Annotated in this window: 12 protein-coding genes; 11 read left to right on the top strand and 1 reads right to left on the bottom strand. The window is 43.9% G+C overall.

Annotation, left to right across the window (positions count from 1 at the left end; all coding sequences use genetic code 11):
- Positions 1 to 17 precede the first annotated feature (17 nt).
- On the top strand, positions 18 to 5012 hold the full coding sequence (locus IP485_RS02780; RefSeq protein ID WP_198325881.1) for a translocation/assembly module TamB domain-containing protein: 4995 nt from the start codon (positions 18 to 20) through the stop codon (positions 5010 to 5012).
- Between the two features lie 238 nt (positions 5013 to 5250).
- On the opposite strand, the gene hemP is transcribed toward IP485_RS02780, so the two are convergent.
- The gene (gene hemP / locus IP485_RS02775) at positions 5251 to 5409 is read right to left on the bottom strand and encodes a hemin uptake protein HemP (protein WP_227672156.1); all 159 of its coding nucleotides are present in this window, start codon (positions 5407 to 5409) and stop codon (positions 5251 to 5253) included.
- A 362-nt stretch (positions 5410 to 5771) separates the two neighbouring features.
- Here hemP and IP485_RS02770 point away from each other — a divergent pair, with 362 nt between their 5' ends.
- The 10 genes from IP485_RS02770 (at position 5772) to clpA (ending at position 20543) form a co-directional block, all read left to right on the top strand.
- Positions 5772 to 6923 carry an NUDIX domain-containing protein gene (locus tag IP485_RS02770; protein ID WP_198325880.1) on the top strand — a complete coding sequence of 384 codons (1152 nt, stop codon included), beginning with the start codon at positions 5772 to 5774 and terminating at the stop codon, positions 6921 to 6923.
- A gap of 549 nt (positions 6924 to 7472) precedes the next feature.
- Complete coding sequence (locus IP485_RS02765) at positions 7473 to 8705, top strand: lipocalin family protein (RefSeq protein ID WP_198325879.1); 1233 nt, start codon at positions 7473 to 7475, stop codon at positions 8703 to 8705.
- 400 nt (positions 8706 to 9105) lie between these two features.
- A complete protein-coding gene (locus IP485_RS02760; RefSeq protein WP_198325878.1) occupies positions 9106 to 10548 on the top strand; it encodes a glyceraldehyde-3-phosphate dehydrogenase in 1443 nt (480 codons plus the stop codon).
- 300 nt (positions 10549 to 10848) lie between these two features.
- Positions 10849 to 12060: an Obg family GTPase CgtA gene (cgtA, locus tag IP485_RS02755; RefSeq protein ID WP_198325877.1), complete on the top strand. Its 1212-nt coding sequence runs from the start codon at positions 10849 to 10851 to the stop codon at positions 12058 to 12060.
- A gap of 65 nt (positions 12061 to 12125) precedes the next feature.
- A complete protein-coding gene (proB, locus tag IP485_RS02750; RefSeq protein ID WP_198325876.1) occupies positions 12126 to 13298 on the top strand; it encodes a glutamate 5-kinase in 1173 nt (390 codons plus the stop codon).
- Between the two features lie 275 nt (positions 13299 to 13573).
- Positions 13574 to 14710, top strand: a complete 1137-nt coding sequence (gene hemE, locus IP485_RS02745; RefSeq protein ID WP_198325875.1) for a uroporphyrinogen decarboxylase — start codon at positions 13574 to 13576, stop codon at positions 14708 to 14710.
- A 59-nt stretch (positions 14711 to 14769) separates the two neighbouring features.
- Complete coding sequence (argC, locus tag IP485_RS02740; protein WP_194362910.1) at positions 14770 to 15837, top strand: N-acetyl-gamma-glutamyl-phosphate reductase; 1068 nt, start codon at positions 14770 to 14772, stop codon at positions 15835 to 15837.
- A 103-nt stretch (positions 15838 to 15940) separates the two neighbouring features.
- Positions 15941 to 16807 (top strand): hypothetical protein, encoded by an 867-nt coding sequence (locus IP485_RS02735; protein WP_194362911.1) that lies wholly within the window; start codon positions 15941 to 15943, stop codon positions 16805 to 16807.
- Positions 16808 to 17033: 226 nt separating this feature from the next.
- The gene (locus IP485_RS02730) at positions 17034 to 17429 is read left to right on the top strand and encodes an ATP-dependent Clp protease adaptor ClpS (protein WP_194362912.1); all 396 of its coding nucleotides are present in this window, start codon (positions 17034 to 17036) and stop codon (positions 17427 to 17429) included.
- A 573-nt stretch (positions 17430 to 18002) separates the two neighbouring features.
- Positions 18003 to 20543 carry an ATP-dependent Clp protease ATP-binding subunit ClpA gene (clpA, locus tag IP485_RS02725; RefSeq protein ID WP_198325874.1) on the top strand — a complete coding sequence of 847 codons (2541 nt, stop codon included), beginning with the start codon at positions 18003 to 18005 and terminating at the stop codon, positions 20541 to 20543.
- The last annotated feature ends 301 nt before the right edge of the window (positions 20544 to 20844 follow it).

Here is a 20844-nt window from a genome sequence, read left to right as displayed (position 1 = left end):
TAACGTAGTTGAGTGTCATGCTGACAAAAAATACCCCGCCTAATCCTGCACCAGATGAAGATCCAGCACAGCGTGATGCGCGTGCGGTCAGGCGGTTTTATCCGCTCTCGTTTTTGCTCAAACTACTGGGGCTGATGCTCGTTATCCTTGCGATCATGTTTGCGATATTTTTCTATGCCGCAGGCACCGATGCAGGTACAAAGTTTATTTTAGAAAAAGTCAGTGCCGAAACAGGTATCGACTTTCAGTATGGACAAGGCAACTTGCGTGATGGTATCTGGGTGACAGATATCGATATCGAGGCCACAGAAGACCTTGAGATATTGGTAGACAAAGCTTATGTCAAGATAGGCTGGCGCGCCGTATTTGCAAAAGAGGTGCATCTGAGTGACGCTACGATACAAACCATTGAAATCATCAATAAGAAGCCTCCTACGGGTGAGCCGTTTGATTATAAGACTCTAAAACTGCCAGTCAATCTGCGTTTTGATCAAGCCACTATCAAAAAAGTCATTTATAAACAAGTCACCAAAGATCCCATCATCATCAATAACATCAAAGCGCGTGATCTGACATGGGTGGGTAGCACCGTCACGGTCGGTCGCGGTGATTTACAGTATGCTGATATTGTCAAAGTCAGTGCCTTACAAGGTGAAATTGACCTGCAAGGCGACTATCCATTAGATCTGAGTGCGATTGCAGAAGTCAGCGCCCTCGAAAAAGCCTATATCGACCCATTGAATATCACGGCAACAGGGACGCTAAAACGTACTGTAGGTAAAGTGCGCAGCCGTTATAACGATAACGACGTTCGCGGTGATTTCGTGGTGCAAGGATTGGATGCAGGATCGCCGTTTGATGCAAAACTCCAATGGGACGATATTCTTATCCCTTATGCAGAGGGTCAAGACATCCGTCTCAAGAGCGGTATCGCGACAGCATCGGGTGTCATATCTGACATACGACTTCGTATCAATACTGACCTGACGGCCAAAGACATTCCCTCTGGCCACTATCAAGGCCGTGCGGTTATTGCCAACAGTCAGCTACGTATTGATCGCCTAGAAGCGGACGTGCCAGCGGGTCGTTTGGCGTTGCAGGGTATCTTGGACTGGAAAGAGGGTTTTGAGGCGACCATACGTGCGTCTGGTCGCAATTTTGATATTCGCCGTGCCATTCCTGATGAATATGCGGACTTTAAAGCCTACGCCCCAAAAACCCTTGATGGCAGAGTGTCCGTACGTTATCTACAGAAAAACAGCACGGGCAACACACAGATTGATGCTGACTTGCGTCAGCGTGATGGTGAGCATATCAATGCCAATATGATCTTCGGTAAAACATCAGTCAAGTCTACACAAGTAGCTCCTTTGTATATCGATGCGAAATGGGAAAACCTCATACGCCGTGATGTGCCTAATATTGGTAATATTGACAGTCCTAGCGGTCAAGCAGACGTCATTCTTCGCGGTTCACGACTCTCAGTCGATGCCAATGCGGTCATCAATGAGCTCAATGCCGCGCCCAAGGGTAACTATGATGTGCGCTTACGTAAAGCAGGAGACATCATTGATATCAATCGTCTCAACTATAATGGTATTGTCGGCGACCTATCAGGGACTGGGCAGATTCAACTGGCCAATAGGAAGCGTCCACTGACCTGGCAAATCGATGCCAGTACTAAAGGGTTACTACCCAAAAAATACCGCAGCGACTTGCCGCTTGAGCGTCTAACAGGACGTATCAGTGCGCGTGGTCGATTGCTGAATATCACAAAAAGTGGTGTCAGTGGTCAGCGCCATGTCATTACGCTAAACAATACCGATATGCAGGCACAGCTTGATGCCACGCAAAACAGTCGTACCATCGGTATCAAAGGTAGTGGTGATGCGAGCGTCGATATCGTCGGCGGTGAGCTGTCTGTCTTCGATGTACGTTTTGATGGTCAGGTCGATACGGCAGACGTACCAGCGGGCCGTCTCTCTATCGATGCTGCGGGCACACCAAAACTGATTCGTGTTCGAAAACTCAATTACAATGGTGAAGCGGGTGCAGTCAAAGCCAATGGTGTCATAGATTTACGTAAAAACATTGGTTGGACGATTGATGGCCGCTTTGATCAGTTCAATGTGGGTTACTTTTTGCCTAACAATCCAGCCATCATTACAGGGGATCTAAAAACCAGTGGTGAGTGGCAAAATGCGCCCAAAAATAGCGCAAATACGGCCGGAAAGTTACAACGTTTCGCGATTAATTTTGATGGTGTATTGGATGCTGAGCAATTGCCCGCAGGCAAGCTATCCATCGAGGCCAGTGGCGATAGCCAGTTGATTCGAATCAAGCGCTTCCGTCACGTGGGCGCTGCGGGCAGTATCAATGCTAGTGGTACTGTCGATGTCCGAAAAGGTATTGCTTGGGATGTCAACGCGGTGATGGATCGCTTTAACATTGGGTATTTTCTAAAGGATACGCCAAGCCGAATTACTGGCACAATCGATACTGATGGTAGTTGGGGTGACACGCAGCAAATTATCAATATTAAGCAAGTAAACCTAAGTGGTATGCTAAAAGGTCAACCGCTCAGTGCGAAAGGCAGCCTATCAGCGAAGATGCGTTTACCAAAAGATTTGGCAAGCTATCTTAAACGACTACAAACACAAGATGCCCAAGCACAGTACAAGCAAGTCAACGCCTTAATAGATAGCTTAAATGCCAATAACTTGGTGCTGCGTTGGGGTGACAATTACGTCACTGCTAATGGCAATGCCAAGCAACTACAAACCAAAATAAACATCACTAGCTTAGACCAGCTATCAAGTCAGCTGGCGGGTAAAGTCACTGGCGGTGCGACGTTATCACAGCCAGCAGGTCAGGCGTTACCCACCATTTATATTGATTTGGTCGGAGAACGCCTTGCCTTGCCAGGTTTTGTACTGCGTCAAGGTCGTGTGCGCGGCAAGCTGGTCAATTTAGCCAACAGTCCAAGTCAGCTTATCATTACAGCTGAAGGCTTAGATGCTGCTGGGCAAAGTTTTGATAACATCAAACTGTCGCTCAATGGCACCGAAAAATCTCATGTCATTGATCTGAATGTTGCCAACAAGCGATTGGATGTGGGTGCGAGAATCAAAGGCGGCTTTGATCGAGACAAACTGAGCTGGTCAGGGGTAATCGGCAAAGGCCGTATCAAATCAAAGTATGCGACCTTAAATCAGTTACAGCCAGCACAATTGATTGTGAACCTACCGAATGACCAAAATGGTAAAAACAGTGATCTAAAAGTACAGCTTGCCGCCCATTGTTGGCAAGCGACTGACCAAACAGGTAAGTTATGTTTGCGTGAAAATTTGGTGGCCTCGCCAGACAGCGGAGAGGTTAATATTGCGCTACAGAACCTAGATACGTCATTATTTTCGGTCTTCTTACCAAAAGATATCGACTGGAATGCCAAAATCAATGGTAAAGCGATTGTCGGTTGGAAACGTGGTCGTCCACCAACCATCAACACCACGCTATATTCAGACAATGGCAAAATCGGTCTGCTGCAAGATGGCGATAGTACTCCCGTGACGTTGTCTTATAAGCGTGTCTCACTCATTGCCTTGTCAGTACCTGAAGGCATCAAACTGCGTACGGATATCAATACCGGTCGCGGTGCTCGAGGCTATGCCGAGGCTATCGTGGACCCTTATAGCACACCCAAGCCCATTTCTGGCGCGCTGGTGCTCAATGAGCTTGATCTGGCGATATTTAAGCCGTTCTTCCCTGGTATGCGTGTCCTAAAAGGTAACGTGACAATGGCAGGCGGACTAGGCGGCACACTAAAAAAACCGCAGTTCTATGGTGATGTCAAACTTTCTAATGGTCGTATCGCGATGCTGGATCTGCCCGTGAATCTGACCAATGTGAATACAGAAGCCAAAATTCGTGGCACACAGGCGACCATCGCTGGTACCTTTAACAGTGGTGAAGGAAAGGGCACTCTAGACGGTACGGTCAATTGGCAGCAGAAGCTGCAGGCCAAGCTGAGTATCGTTGGTGAGCGCTTGTTGATTACGCAGCCACCGCTACTGGTGGCTGAGATTGACCCTGATATCGACATCATCGTACGCCCAGGCGACCGCTATGTAGATATCAAAGGTGCCATTAGTGTCCCAACGGCGACGATTCGTCCGCCAGAAGCTAGTGAAGATATCATCACGCAGACTGAAGATGCGGTGGTGCTAGATCGTCGTTTGATTGGTAATATCGATGAAGTATTGGCTATCTCCAAGCCTTGGTCGATCAATGCGGATATTGGTGTCGACTTGGGTGATGATATTAATTTTCGAGGCTTTGGTGCCGTTATTCCTTTAGCAGGTGCCATTAACATCACCCAAAATGGCACAGGTATTATGCGAGCCAAGGGGGTCGTTCAAGTCTCACGTCGTACCAATATCAATGCCTTTGGCCAGAGCTTAGAGCTGAACTACGGGCAAGTGCGTTTCAATGGCGATGTGATGAAGCCTAGCCTCAGTATTGAAGCTGCCAAAACCATCAGTGGTAAAACCGTTGGCTTAAGAGTCAAAGGCTCTACTGAAAGCCCCAATATCGTTGTCTTTAATAATGCCGGATTGACTCAGCAGCAAGCGATGAATGCGTTGGTCACCGGTCGTATCGATAATAAGAGCGCCACCCAGATCAGTGAGCAAGGGTTCAAGTCGCAGGTGACCAATAACTTAGCCGCCGCTGGATTGAGTTTTGGCCTTAGCGGCACACGCACTTTGACTAATCAAATTGGTCAAGCGTTTGGGTTGCAGAGTCTTACGGTTGATGCCTCAGGCAGTAGCGAGGACACCAATGTCAATGTCACCGGTTACGTGACGCCTGACTTATATATCCGCTATGGCGTGGGTGTTTTTAATGCTCAGAACAGTCTTTCAGTTCGTTATCAGCTCACACGACGCATTTACGTTGAAGCCAGTTCAGCAGCAGAAAACGCAGTTGATGTGGTTTATAGTTGGCAGTTCTAAACGTCATGCTATAGTCAGAGAACGACTAAACTGCTACGATGTTGGTCTCCCTAAATGTACTACTTGTACCATCTGCAGTCGACTGCCTTGTGGCAATTTTAGACTTCTTTGACTCTAAATGACTGTCGATAGCTAACAGCTATCTCAACTAATGATGATCATAGTAATTTTTAGCCAATAAAAAACGCCTTAGTATCTAAGGCGTTTTTTTATCAGTAGACATCGAGTGATGTTCATTCTATTTGGTTAGAATTAGACGGTTATTACGAGTTAAGCGCAGACGATATTCTTCACCTTCATGTTCGATACGCACTTCTTTGGTCAAAGCAAACAGATGCTGTGACTGTAATGTAGGGAGACGGTTTTCGCGGCAATTCAAATAACGAGAGATGACCATGCTCATGGTAAATTCCTTTTGATAAAATAGTGGCTCATACTGGCCATAGAGTATTTGGCTTTAACGATAATAATTATCATTTAGATTCGTATAATTTGCAAGCTAATTGATAAAATAAAATGCAGTTATTGTGTAAACTTATCTAAGCCTGCTGTCATAAAGCGTCAATCTCATGCTTTATCTGTCTTAATAAACGTATTTGTGAACAGGTGTCATCTATAAAGTTACTTGCGTTTTATGTATGCAAATACCGCTCTGTACCATGCGGTGTCATACATCGATATCGTTTTAACTTAACTATTCTAATTCAGCCATTTCAACTTAACTGTTTCGACCTGTCTATAAAAATAGAGAATACTGCTATGCCACATCAAAAAAATAACCCAACACCAGACACTACAAAAACCATCGTTAATGTCGCAGTCGGTGTTATTCACTATAAAAATCAGTACTTACTCGGATTTCGGGACGCCACTCAGCACCAAGGCAATCGCTATGAGTTTGTCGGTGGCAAGATAGAGACCGGTGAGTCAGCCACACAGGCGTTGATTCGAGAGGTGGCTGAAGAAGCTGGCATTGCTATTGGTGACAATGTCATTGTTAAGCTCGGCCGCCTGCATCACGATTATGGCGATAAAAAAGTCAGTTTGCAGGTATACAAGGTTGAGCTGACCATACAGCAGTATGAGCAACACAAACATCGTCAATACGGCCTAGAAGGACAAGCTCTGACATGGGTAGACAAGGCTGGGCTATTAGCAGGGGAGTATCACTTGCCAGCTGCAAATAAAACGATTCTAGAGTGGTTGAAACTGCCAACTCAGATAACGATTACTTATCCGTTAGGACATTTTAGCGAATGCGAAGATTCAGCGACAGCGTGGCTGCAATATCATCAGCAAAAACTGCCAATGGCGGCTTGGGTTTATATCCGTTTGAAGCAATCTGGCTCAGCACATATGGCCAAGCAGCTCATGGCAGCACGACCAGACATTCAAGTGATATTATCGCATTGTGACGATAAAGAGTCTCTGACCAAACATATCGAGCCAGTCGCCCATGACATAGACACAGAACATCAAGTCTGTGCTATACACTTGACACATACGGAGCTGTTGATATGGGTTAGTAACATTCTTGGTGGATTAGGGTTTGAGACCTCATCGGATACTGAGAAGGTGTTAGATGGCTATTTATCAAATGATTATTTGCCAAGCGCTTATCCATTGATTGTTAGCTGTCATGATATTGCTAGCATTACAGCTGCTAATAAGCTCGCTGATGCTAGATTACAGCAGCGACTGCCTCCAGTGATAGGGGCTTTTTTATCTCCTGTCCTTGCCACCCAAACTCATCCTGATACAACGCCACTTGGCTGGGAGTCATGGTCTACGTTGGCACAGCTGGCTGATATGCCAGTCATTGGTTTGGGCGGTGTGACACCATTGATGCTGGATAAAGCTTTAGAAAATGGCGGCGTCAGTGTTGCAGGTATTCGTGAATTTGTACGTTAGTGATCCATTTTTGTACGTTAGTGATCCATTATAGCCGTCAGATAGCGCCACCAACCAACAGTAAAATATTAGCCGCGAAATCTGAACCCTATATTGGGCGCATTTATATGGATGCTAATGTCGCTCATATGAGTGTGCGTATTGATAAAAATTCGTAAGTAGATGCAACGGAATTTTAAGATGTTTATCCAGTAAGTAACCATCTGATTACGATGTGTTCATAGCACAGCATAAACACCTCACAATCATATGGTTACTTACAAACCGTTGCGTTTCCCTACATTGGACTCCTATTTTAATGACACCGTTGGCTTTAGTATGTATTGCATATCTATAGCGCATTGATTCTATTTTTATTTGACAACTACTTTGACAACTACTTTGACAACCATACCCTCAATCAAAGGTCTGTTAAAACAATAAAAAAACAAATTTTTGTAAAAGCGGTTTATATCAAGGGTCTCTCACAAAAGAGACACTGTCAAAACATAAAAGTAGATCAGCGAGATAGATAGCACCTAAACAGTCATCATAAATAGTGGTACTCCTATGAAAGCCGATAAGTTACCTAAATCAGCTTGGTCTGGTTCACAGGCATCTGGTTCTCAGTCTCAGCAGCTAAAGCAGTCGTCGAGCTACAACGAACGTGGCTATGACGAGCACAGTGTTGGCATGCAACAACATGACCATGTCAGTCATGCTAGTAATGATGCCAGCTACCATCGCGATCACTTGAGTCATGATAGCCTTCAGCATTTAGCAAAACAAACTGCAAAGCAAGACTGCTATCTTGGATATAAAAGTGACAAGAGCAGTAGTAGTAAAAAGAGTTGTGATCAAAAAAATTCCAGCATGATTGATACTCATAAAGCCAATAGTCATGAAGAGTCACCAAGGCTAAATCAAGATGAGCCAATGATGGCAGCATGTTTTGACGACAAAAAGAACAATATTAGTAATGACACAAGCAACAGTGTTAAGGGAAAAAATAAAGCTAAGAGCAATCAAGTTAAGACAGATAAGCTCAATAATAGCGATACCCTGTTGGGTCAGTTGGACAGCAAAAACGTATCAAACAAAGACATAACAGAGCGCGTATTTATGAATGGACTGATTAAGCATACGGGTATTGCCTTAGCGATTATTATACCATTGGCGGCGTTCTCAGCTTATGCTGCTACGCCACCAGTCAATGCAGCGTCTATGGCTAATAATGCAACGATGGATAAAACCACGACAGAGACATTGTCTATAGAATCAAGTGCTATTATTCACAAATCTGCAAATACACCAACCACTGTAGATAGTGTTGATTTAAAGCAGTATGCAGGCACTTGGTACGAGATAGGGCGTTTACCGATGTATTTCCAACGTAAATGCGCAGGTGATGTTACGGCCAATTATGCTCAAAAAGCTGATGGAAAAGGTATAACTGTCACTAACAAGTGTATGGCCGAAGATGGCTCGGAGATTGTTGCCGAAGGTCTTGCTAAGCCAGCAGATGATACTGGCAGCAAGCTAAAAATAACTTTCTTGCCCTCATGGATTCGTTGGTTACCAGTCGGACGAGCCGACTATTGGGTGCTAGCACGTGATGCTGATTATAAGACGGCATTGGTCGGCACACCTGACAAAGATTATCTGTGGCTGCTAGCACGCTCGCCTAATGTCAGTCAGGAGACCTATTCTAAATATCGTCAGATTGCACAACAGCAAGGCTATGATCTAAAAGAATTTAAACTAACGCCGCAAACCAATCAGACGGTAAACTTAACGCCATAGTTGATGTAAATATAAAACGTTAAATTCTAATTGCAGAATGAGTTTGTATATCTGATTGAGCGCTGGTTATTATCAGGTTATTTCAATGAATAAAATTTCATAGCAACTCTTACTCAAAAAACCTAATAAGGCAGCATATATGGCTGCCTTTATTTTTATCTCTGTCTATAATATGAGTCTGTATATGAGAATGAAACCTATTATGCATACTAGCTAATCGGTTACTACTGGCAAAATGCGGCATTTTAGGCTAAAATCTATGCGATTCAAATACTCTAGTGTTAATAACCCATATTGATAGTGGTTGATTATCATATTAGAGTCGCCATTTAGAGCATACACAACCCATCTATTTCATACTTCTTCATATTTTATTGATCATACATTACTGACCATAAGGATGTTTCTCGTGAGCAACGCTGATACCTTACGCCAATTACATCAAGACCACTTAAGCAACTATAACAATCAAGAGCAACAAGCGATTGAGCTAATGGGGTTATTGAATAAGCTCTATAACGCGCAAGACGTACAAGTGACCTTGTTCGGCGAAACGCTAGACTCTACCTCAGTTGGTCAAATACTTGCTCTACACCAAAAAGTTGCGTTACGTGACCATGGTGCTAAGTCTATTGATATCGCTGACACGTTAGCGATGGTAAAAGTCATTGCAGAAAGCAAAGATATCCAAGCCACTCGTATCGATGTTGGTCAATTGATTGCTAATGACACTGACGTACAAGCTGCGCTAAAATCTGTTAATAATGCAGGTGCCGTGAATGGCGCGACGGATGTTGTATTATATGGTTTCGGCCGTATTGGTCGTATCTTGACCCGTTTATTATTGGCGCAAGCGTCAAGCGCAAAAGGTATGCAGTTAAAAGCTATCGTCGTACGCCCAGCAGCTGCTGGTGACTTGGCCAAACGTATCTCATTGCTTGAGCGTGATTCGATCCATGGTAGATTCTTGGGTGGCATCAGCATCGATGATGACAACAACGGCATGATTATTAATGGTCGTTTTGTACAAGTTATCTATGCCAAAGACCCTAGTGAAATCGACTACACCGCTTATGGTATCAACGATGCTCTCGTTATCGATAACACGGGTATTTGGAAAGACGAAGCAGGCCTTGGCAAGCATCTACAATCTACTGGCGTGAAAAAAGTACTACTAACTGCCCCTGCTGGTGGTGACATCAAAAACGTCGTTTATGGTGTGAATAACGACACCGTTGGTGATGACACTATCGTTAGTGCTGCCAGCTGTACGACCAATGCTATTACACCAACGTTGAATGTATTGAATGATGAGTACGGTATCGAAAATGGTCACGTAGAGACTATTCACTCATTTACCAATGATCAAAACTTAGTCGATAACTATCATAAAGCAGACCGCCGTGGTCGTAGTGCTGTGATGAACATGGTTATCACGAGCACAGGCGCGGCAAAAGCAGTTGGTAAAGCACTACCAGAATTAAGTGGTAAGCTAACGGGTAACGCTATCCGTGTACCAACACCTAATGTCAGTCTAGCAATTCTGAACTTAACGCTTAAAACGGCACCAGAAAGTGCTGAAGCATTGAATGGATTTTTGCGTAAAATTGCTAATAGCAGCACTTGGCAGTCGCAGATTGCTTATACCGATTCTACAGAAGCCGTATCGACGGATTTCGTTGGCACGACTCATGTCGGTATCATTGATGCGCAAGCGACTATTCTGACTGGTAATCAAGCCATTGTGTATGTTTGGTATGATAACGAAGTAGGTTATAGTACTCAGGTATTGCGTTTGGCGACCCAGATGGCTGGAATTAGCTACACTCAAATTCCTGCATAGAACGTTAAGCATAACAAACCAGTTGTCTAATATTGTGTAAATCGATGCAGTAATACTGCAAAATTTGCCATAATAGCGTCTGGTTTGGATAGCTTGATATTGCGTTAGCTGTCATACTTAAACACCCGATAGTCCGATTGATTATCGGGTGTTATTTTCATATTGAATATCAAATATAAGTAGCGTGCTTTTAGCGCTTATTTTGTCACAATATTTTTTGTGACAACACAGTAAAACCCCATAATATAACCGTTGGTTGTAACCAGTATACAAACTGGATTGTGAATTAAGGAAAGTAAAATGCGATTTATTGATGAAGCCGTCGTAACGGTAAAAGCAGGTGACGGTGGTAACGGAATCGCCAGTTTTCGCCGAGAAAAGTATGTCCCACGTGGTGGCCCTGATGGTGGTGATGGTGGTAAAGGCGGAGATGTTTATGTCATTGCAGAAGATAACACCAACACCCTAGTTGACTATCGTTATACCCGTCGTCATGACGCCATGCGAGCTGAGAATGGTCATAGTAGAAACTGTTCAGGCAAAGGCTCTGATGATTTGTTTTTACCAGTACCTATCGGTACCACGGTCATTGATACCGAAACAGATGAAGTATTGGGCGATTTGATTGAACTTGGTCAGACGTTACTGATTGCCAAAGGTGGTGATGGTGGTTTGGGTAATACCCATTTCAAGAGCTCTACCAACCAAGCACCACGTAAAGCGACATCTGGTTTTGAAGGTGAGCTAAAAGTTCTTAAATTTGAGCTAAAAGTAGTGGCTGATGTTGGCTTGATTGGTTTGCCTAATGCTGGTAAATCTACCTTTATTCGTCAAGTTTCTGCTGCTAGACCAAAAGTTGCTGACTATCCGTTTACCACACTCGTTCCGAATCTAGGCGTAGTCGATATCGGTCGTCATCGCTCATTTGTGATGGCGGATATTCCAGGTTTGATCGAAGGTGCTTCAGAAGGCGCTGGACTTGGCATTCGTTTCTTGAAGCATGTGGCGCGTACTCGTCGCTTGTTACATGTGGTTGATGTACAACCAATTGATGGAAGCGATCCAGTAGCCAACGCTCGTGTTATCTTAAATGAACTTGAACGTTTTTCGCCTGAATTATCCAACTTGCCTCAGATTTTAGTATTAAACAAAATTGATCAGGTGCCTGAAGAAGAGTTAGATGAGCTCTGTACCCATATTGTCGCCGAGCTTGATTGGACAGGCGATGTATTTCGCACCTCAACCCTAATGGGTGAAGGGACTGATGCAGTTAAATATCATCTGATGAATGAGATTGAACTAGAGCGTGAGCGTGAACTAGAAGATCCTATCTTCGCTGAAGCACAAAGAACACGTTTTGAGCGCTTAGAAGTAGAAGTCCGTCTGAACACTGAAGCCCAGCGTGAAGCCTATCGTGCGGCTCGCAAAGCAGCACGTGAAGGGGTAGACTTAAATGACGATGATGACGACTTCGATGATGAAGACGGTGTCGAGGTGGTTTACGTTCCATAAGTGAACAAGCTTGAACTGATGTACCTGAATTTTTTAATCAATTCATAAGATAAAAAGGAGTTTATATGGCAGATGACATAGCAAACACGACCGAAGAAGCAAGGTTTATTAAACAAACTCGCAACTTTGATATTAAGCGCGTTATTGTCAAGATTGGCTCGTCGTTATTAACCAATAACGGTCGAGGGCTGGATCGAACTGCCATATACGAGTGGGCCAAGCAGATTGCTAAGCTGCACAAGCAAGGCGTCGAAGTGCTACTAGTATCGTCAGGTGCTGTTGCCGAAGGGGTAGTACGTATGAACCTTGAGGAGCGCCCTAAAAAACTAGCCGCACTACAGGCCTGTGCTTCTATTGGTCAAATGGGTTTGATTGAAACATGGTGGTCAGCTCTGATTCAGCATGGTATCCAAAGCTCGCAGCTACTACTGACGCATGATGATTTGTCTAATCGTAGCCGTTATCTCAATACGACAGGTGCGTTGACGCAATTATTAGAATGGCGCGTGCTACCTGTTATTAATGAAAACGACACCATTACCATTGATGAAATCAAGTTTGGTGATAATGACACGTTAGGGGCAATGGCAGCAGCGATGGTCAATGCTGATCTGTATATTATCCTCACCGATCAAGATGGTGTATTCACAGACAATCCGCGTGACAACCCTAATGCAAAAATGATTCGTCAAGAGCGTGCGATGGCTGATTATTTGTTTGATATAGCCGGAGATGGCGGCAAGCTAGGACGCGGTGGTATGCTCACCAAAATCCGTGCTGGTCGTCTCGCTGCAATGGGTGGTTGTCCAACCGTTATCGTGAGCGGCGCGATTGATGATGTGATCACTCGTGTGGTATCAGGTGAAGCGGTTGGTACGCTTTTGACAACCAACGACGAAGACAAAATCATTGCTCGTAAGCAATGGCTGGCGGCTCACCTGCGTATGTCAGGCAGTTTGGTTGTGGATGCAGGTGCGGCAAAGGCCTTGACTGAACTCAATAGAAGTTTACTGCCAGTCGGCGTTGTCGAAGTCCATGGTGGTTTTGATGAAGGCGATGTGGTTGAGATTATCCATCAGGATACTGGCGAACGTCTCGCAGTTGGACAGGTGAATTTTTCATCGCATGATGCCAGACGTGTGGCTCGTGAGCGTACCGAACAGTTTGACAAGATTTTTGGTAGTAGTGAAGAGCGTGTGGTCATGGTACATCGTGATAACTTGGCATTAACCGTATAGTAAATTGATGACGCATCGTTTGTATTAGTGAGTAGGGCTTGTTTATGGTTTTAGACAAGCCTTACTTATTGGTGACAGACAGATAGGTCAGACATGGTTTTTTACGTTCATACCCAAGTATCAGTTTATGATGTGGCTATTATAAATGAGAGCAATACCCTTTAATCAGCATAGATGCTGACCCTGTATCATAGGTATTAATCAATTTTTATTTAATTTATTTAGCACAGTATTCTTAAAGAATGATAAATACTGTGTGTTTCGGAGATTTGTACATGAGTGCTTTAGACAACAGTGACTCGGCCCAGCAGCAGTTTGCGCCTTTAAAAAACGACAGATTGCTACGTGCGCTACGCTTCGAGCCTATCGATACCACCCCAGTTTGGATGATGCGTCAAGCAGGTCGCTATTTACCAGAATATAAGGCAACTCGTGCTGAAGCAGGCGACTTTATGAGCCTATGCAAAGACACCGACCGTGCCACTGAAGTCACTCTGCAGCCACTTCGCCGTTATAATTTGGATGCGGCTATTTTGTTCAGTGATATTTTGACCATTCCTGATGCCATGGGATTGGGCTTATATTTCGAGGCTGGTGAAGGTCCTAAATTTAAGCATCCTATTCGTACGCAAGCGGATCTTGATAGAATACCAAAGCTTGATCCGACAGACTCTCTTGATTATGTCATGCGTGCGGTGACCAGTATTCGTAAAGCTTTGAATGGGCAAGTACCGTTGTTTGGTTTCTCTGGTAGTCCATGGACGCTAGCGACGTATATGATCGAAGGCGGCAGCTCAAAAGACTATCGTTATACCAAAGGTTTTTTATACAGTAATCCTGATTTTTTACATCAATTATTGGATAAATTGGCAACGTCTGTCATTGATTATTTAGATGCACAAATCGTTGCTGGTGCTCAGATTGTACAGATATTTGATAGTTGGGGCGGGGCGCTTGGCCATCGTCAATTTATCGACTTTTCACACAAGTATAATAAGCGCATTGTTGCTGAGCTTAAGCAGCGCCATCCCGAGGTACCTGTGGTGTTATTTACCAAAGGGGGTGGATTATGGTTAGACATCCAGGCTGATAGCGAAGCCGATGTATTAGGCCTAGACTGGACGATGCCGATTGACCGTGCACGTCAGTTATTGACTGACAGTCAGCGTCAACTGACCAAGCAACATAAAAAACTACAAAGTAGCAAAGCCATCCAAGGTAACTTGGATCCAGCAACGCTATATGGCTCACCTGCGACGATTCGTACTGAAGTCAATGCCATGCTTGATAGAGCCTATGCGAATGGTGATAAAACGGGTTACATTGCTAACTTAGGTCATGGGATTACTCAGTGGGTCAATCCTGACAATGCCAAAGTGTTTGTCGATGCGGTACATGACTATAAAATTTAATAATTGATTTACTATCTGTCAGCGTATATTTAGTATTTTTAAGAAAAAGAGAGTCTCTTATGATTTCAGCGGCGATTGTTGGTGGTACAGGCTATACAGGTATTGAGCTTATTCGCTTGTTATCTGCGCATCCAAACGTTTCTATTGATTTACTAACCTCACGTAGCGAAGCGGGCACTCGTGCTGATGAGATTTTTCCAAGCTTACGCGGCATCTCAGACATTGTCTTCAGTGACTTAGGTGATGACACACTCGCGACGCTACAAAAGTGTGACGTAGTATTTTTTGCGACCCCACACGGCGTGGCGATGCAGCAAGCGGAAGCACTGACTCAAGCTGGCGTTAAGGTCATCGATCTGGCGGCTGATTTTCGCTTGCAGTCATTGACTGATTTTGAGAAATGGTACAAACAGTCACATGTGTGTCCTGAGCTATTAAAGACAGCGGTTTATGGATTGCCAGAGATTAATCGCGACAAACTGGCAAATGCATTAGTAGTGGGTAATCCTGGTTGCTATCCAACCACTGCGATTTTGGGTTTGAAGCCCATTATCGATGTTCAAAACAAGCAAGCAGAACGTTTGATTGAATCTCGTATTGTTATTGACGCGAAGTCTGGTGTGTCTGGAGCGGGTCGCCAAGCCTCGCTTGCGCTCAACTATGCTGAATCAACAGATAATTTCAAAGCCTATAGCGTCGAGGGTCATCGTCACTTGCCTGAGATTGAGCAAGGCGTTGCACAGTTGTTAGACAGCCAATTTGCCCATCGTATTCGTTTTTTACCGCACCTAGTGCCGATGATACGTGGCATGCTCAGCTCTATTCACCTGGAGCTCACGGATGCAGGTGCTATGATTGATTGGCAGCAAGCATTTGAAGCATCTTATGTCTCAGAGCCATTTGTTGATGTCATGCCAAAAGGTATTTATCCTGACACACGTAGCGTGCGCGCCAGCAATCGTTTACGTATCGCTGTGCATCAGGACAATGACCGTGCTGAGCTGACGGTGATTGTGGTACAGGATAACTTGGTCAAAGGTGCTGCAGGACAAGCCGTCCAAAACATGAATGTTATGTTTGGATTTGATGAATCAATGGGACTGAATTTTGCGCCTATCGTACCTTAGTACGAGATTTTTTGCGGCTAAGTCATTCATATTTATGCTACTAGGTATTGATTATAAATTCCGCTATAATGACTTGCCCTTACTCTTAAGAGATACTGTCTAAATGCGTTTTAAGCTTGTACTACGCTTTTGCCCACAGCCAACACGTCCATCGTGTCCAGATTTTGCTATTGATGATTTGCAGAGTAAGCAGTGTCTCCTGAGAGATGATGATTACTTTGTAAATGCTAAAAATATGACTCAGCGCGGTGCATCGACACTGGTATTGGCGTTATTTGTATTGGCAGTGCTTGTGACAGCTGTGGTCGGATTAATGTTCGGTCACAAACTTGGCTATCAGCGCGGCTTGCACTCAATGCAAACAGAAGCCAAGCAAGCGATTATCAACGGCAATGAAGCCACGAAATCGCTTGAAGATTTACGGCTTAGTAACAAAATAGCGACCAATCAAGCAGCGACCTCTAAACAAGAGCTGGCTATCAGTTTGGCAAACTTGAAAGAGTTGCGTGAGAATCAGCAAGCCATGACAGTAGAAAACAAGCAAGTTGCACAACTTAATGAATTCTACGCCGATTTTATTAGCGAAAAAGGCGGTATGCCTTTGCAAATATTGGGTGCCAAGATTGAGCCATTACCTGAAAACGCTTTTGAGTATGGTTTTGATATCGGTATGCTCAGCGGTGATGGTCAAGCCAAGCGCTTAAGACCCACGTTGACGTTATTGAACAATGATGATTTGGTAGAAGTACCATTAGATCCTACCAGCTATACAATTGAAGGTATCGTTCGCATACGTGGTCGTTTTGTGATGCCATCAGGATTTAGGCCGTTACAAGCCAAATTAACGCTTCAATCTGGTGCTCAGAAAATAGAGCAAATATATGATTGGAAGCTTGGGAGCCGTGTCGATAATATGTTGCCCTCGCTATTAGATTTACCAGATGTTGACCAAAGCCCTATTTCAGAGTAACTGCTGAGTCTTGCCTTTACTGACTGCCTTGCTTAAGAGTATTCGTGCAGGGTGGACATGTTGTATCTAAGGTATCAATCATTCATAGTCAGTACGCTTTTTAACATCGCCTCAATGAGTACTACTGATTTCAATCCCTGTGCTCTAAGCGATATGGCGACTCTGTCTCAATAAATCTTTTTTCTTAAACTCATCTCACGATTGTATTCCGATTATGACAAAAAAAATGATATTACATAGCATGCCAATGATTGCTGATTGGCACCTGCCAAGTACGCCTGTTCACCGTGCACAAGATAGTGACACTGATGGTGAGACGTCACCACAAGCTGACGTGCTGGTTGCAGAACCAGAAATAGCCAAACCACCCATGTATGCGGTAGTGATGTACAACGACAACTATACTCCGATGGAATTTGTGGTCTACGTATTGCAATCAGAGTTTCGTCATAGTACAGACTCTGCAGTCGAAATTATGCTGACGATTCATAACAACAGTAAGGGTATCGCTGGTATTTATCCAAAAGATATCGCTGAAACCAAAGCCAAAAAAGTAAACAGCTTGGCGCACCGTGAAGGTTATCCGCTATTAACTCAGATTGAGCCGCATCAAGGCGAATAACGGCCACTGTTATGCATTAGTCTTTTATAAACCCAGTTTCTGTGGAATTAGTTGGTTTTTGCATAATTCTATAGTGCTTATCAATAGCTCACTTTTATCGTGAGCTTGTTATTTTCTGCTTTAATACTATTCAAATCATCGTCAAATTGACCGTAAAAGTTCTCATCAAATTGCTCTAACCTTTTTTCTTCTTATTCATTCTATTGTTATCCTTCTCTTTTTGGCTATTCGTCTTCTTAAACGTGGATAATCTGCGTCCCAGCTCCTTTTGTCTGCTGTTAGCATGCTTTGATACACTTTAGTCTGCGTTAATAGATTGACTCTATCCAAATATCGTGTTGATATAAAGAAAAGCGAACCAGTATTGTTGCCATCATTGCCAACCGTCAGATAAACAGCGGTAGTGGTTGAAAATTCTATGGTTCATACGATGTATCCGTGGTTTCTGAGTCTATTCGATTTCCAATAATACAAATATAGCCCTTGAACAATGCATCTATCGCCCTGATTTACTTACTAACTCATTCATAAAACTATCAATTATAAAGATAGATATAACCGTAGGAAGTTGTTATGTTAAGTCGTCATCTTGAAGTTTCTCTACGTTTAGCAATGACGCTTGCGCGCCAAAAATCGCATGAGTATCTCACTGTTGAACATCTATTATTGGCGCTACTAGAAAATACCCATGCTGCTAATACATTGACTGCCTGTAACGCCAACGTCTCGGCGTTGCGTACCGAGCTTGAAGTGTATATCAATAAGCACACGCCAACGGTCGATGCAGATACCGAGCAGTCACCGCAGCCAACGCAGAGTTTTGATCGTATCTTACAGCGTGCTATTTTTCATGTGCAATCGATTGGCGGTGGTCGTCTGGTCGAAGGCTCTGATATCTTGGTATCGATGTTTTCAGAGCATGATACTTATGCTGTTTACTTGCTTAAAAAGCAAGGCATTAGCCGTCTTGAACTGACTCAATATCTATCGCATGGTCAGGACAAAGATGAGCCTTCTGAGTCACGTGCTTCTGGTACTGGCGAGCGTCGTAATGCGTCTGAAAAAACCAGCAAAGACCCTTTGGTTGAATTTGCGACCAACTTAAATCAGCGCGCTGCTGAAGGTAAAACTGATCCGTTAATTGGTCGCGCCTCTGAGATCGAACGTGCCGCTCAAGTACTGTGCCGCCGCCGTAAAAATAACCCATTGCTAGTAGGTGAGCCAGGTGTGGGTAAAACCTCTATCGCTGAAGGTCTAGCATGGCTGATCATCAATGATAAAGCACCAAAACCACTGAATGGCTGTGTGATTTATAGCCTTGATATTGGTGCGCTTATTGCTGGAACCAAATATCGCGGTGACTTTGAAAAACGTATGAAGTCACTCCTTGATGCACTGAAGAATAAGCCAAATGCGATCTTATTTATCGATGAGATCCATATGATTATTGGCGCAGGTTCATCCATGAGCAGCAATATGGATGTGTCTAATTTGATTAAGCCGGCACTTGCTAACGGTGAGCTACGTTGTATCGGTTCAACGACTTTTACTGAATATCGTCAGGTGTTTGAAAAAGATCATGCGTTGTCACGCCGTTTCCAAAAAATCGATGTGAAAGAACCAAGCGTAGACGATACTATTGATATCTTACGTGGTCTGAAGCCTCGCTATGAAGAGTTTCATAACGTTGAATACACGGATCAAGCACTTATTACCGCAGTGCAATTGTCAGCCAAACACATCCACGAGCGTTTTTTACCGGACAAAGCCATCGACGTGATTGATGAAGCAGGCGCTTATAAGCGTTTGGGCGTCGTCGCTGATGTAGATGATATCGATGCTGAAGAAAGCTTTATTGCAGATATAGAGCATGATTTCGATGCACAGATTGATGCCGATCTTGAAGGTATCGGTAGCGATACAGATAATGAAATGCAGAATGAAGCCGCAACGGCGAAGGCAAGCGATGGTAAAAAGTCAGCAGATGGTATCAAGGTATCTAAAGCCCAACGACCACCAATGAAAATTGATGTGGCCGATATCGAAGCTATTATTGCTAAATTGGCACGCATACCGCCCAAATCAGTGTCTAGTGATGACAAGAGCATTCTTCAGCACCTAGATCGTGATCTTAAACACTTGGTGTTTGGTCAAGACGAAGCAATTGCAACGCTTGCGGATGCTATCAAACTGTCTCGTGCTGGTCTAAAATCACCAGATAAGCCGATTGGTTCATTTATGTTTGCAGGTCCGACAGGCGTGGGTAAAACAGAAGTATCACGTCAATTGGCCAATCTATTAGGTGTGGAGTTGGTACGCTTTGATATGTCAGAGTACATGGAAGCCCATACCGCCTCACGTCTGATCGGTGCACCTCCAGGCTATGTTGGTTATGACCAAGGTGGACTACTGACGGAAAAGATCAATCAACATCCGCATTGTGTGTTATTGCTTGATGAGATTGAAAAAGCGCATCCTGATGTTTTTAACTTGTTATTACAGGTTATGGATCATGGTACCTTGACTGATAACAATGGCCGTGTTGCTATCTTTAAGCAAGTCATCGTTATTATGACAACCAACGTCGGCGCAGATAGTATTAGCCGCTCGTCAATGGGCTTTACTCAGCAAGATCATAGCCGTGATAACACTGAATCACTCAAGCGTGTGTTTACGCCAGAGTTCCGCAATCGTCTAGATGCTATCATTCAGTTCAACCCACTAGACAGCTCAGTGGTGGTATCTGTGGTTGACAAGTTCTTGGTTGAACTACAAGTGCAGTTAGATGACAAACAAGTAACGTTAGAGATTGATGATGATGTACGTGATTATCTCGCTGATAAAGGCTATGACCGTCTGATGGGCGCTCGTCCAATGCAGCGCTTGATTCAAGATGAAATCAAAAAGCCATTAGCCAGCATGATTCTGTTTGGTGATTTGGTCAATGGTGGGGTAGTCCATCTGACCTTAGAACCTAAAGCAGATGAGACGCAGGACAGTGATACAGTGAAGCTTGGTAAGTCTTCTGATAAGGGTTCTTCTGACAGCCGTATTATCTTGACTGTCGTTGAAACGCATGAGCCGCGCTCAGACTCTGAGTCAGTAGCTAGTTAAATCATTTAATGTCATTACAATAAGACGGCTACGGTATTATTACGGTAGCCGTTTTTTTATTGCTATAATTCATTAACAAAGCTCATAGCGTTTTTTGTTAGTATGAATGCTTAAAAAGAGCCAATGGCTAGGGTCTGTTGAACATTCAAATGTGGTGCTGGCAGTCACTATTTTTTAGACAATATGCAGTGAAATTTTTGATGCCTAGTCATTCTAGGTTAAACAATTTCGCCATATATTGGCAAAAAAGAGTAGTGCCCTGAAAGGCTGATGCTAAAATCACCCCAAACGTTGTTACAAA

It is taken from the genome of Psychrobacter sp. NG27, from assembly GCF_016106655.1.
GTDB lineage: Bacteria > Pseudomonadota > Gammaproteobacteria > Pseudomonadales > Moraxellaceae > Psychrobacter.
The sequence above is the reverse complement of the archived record's forward strand: the minus strand, read 5'-3'. Positions and strand labels throughout refer to the sequence as shown.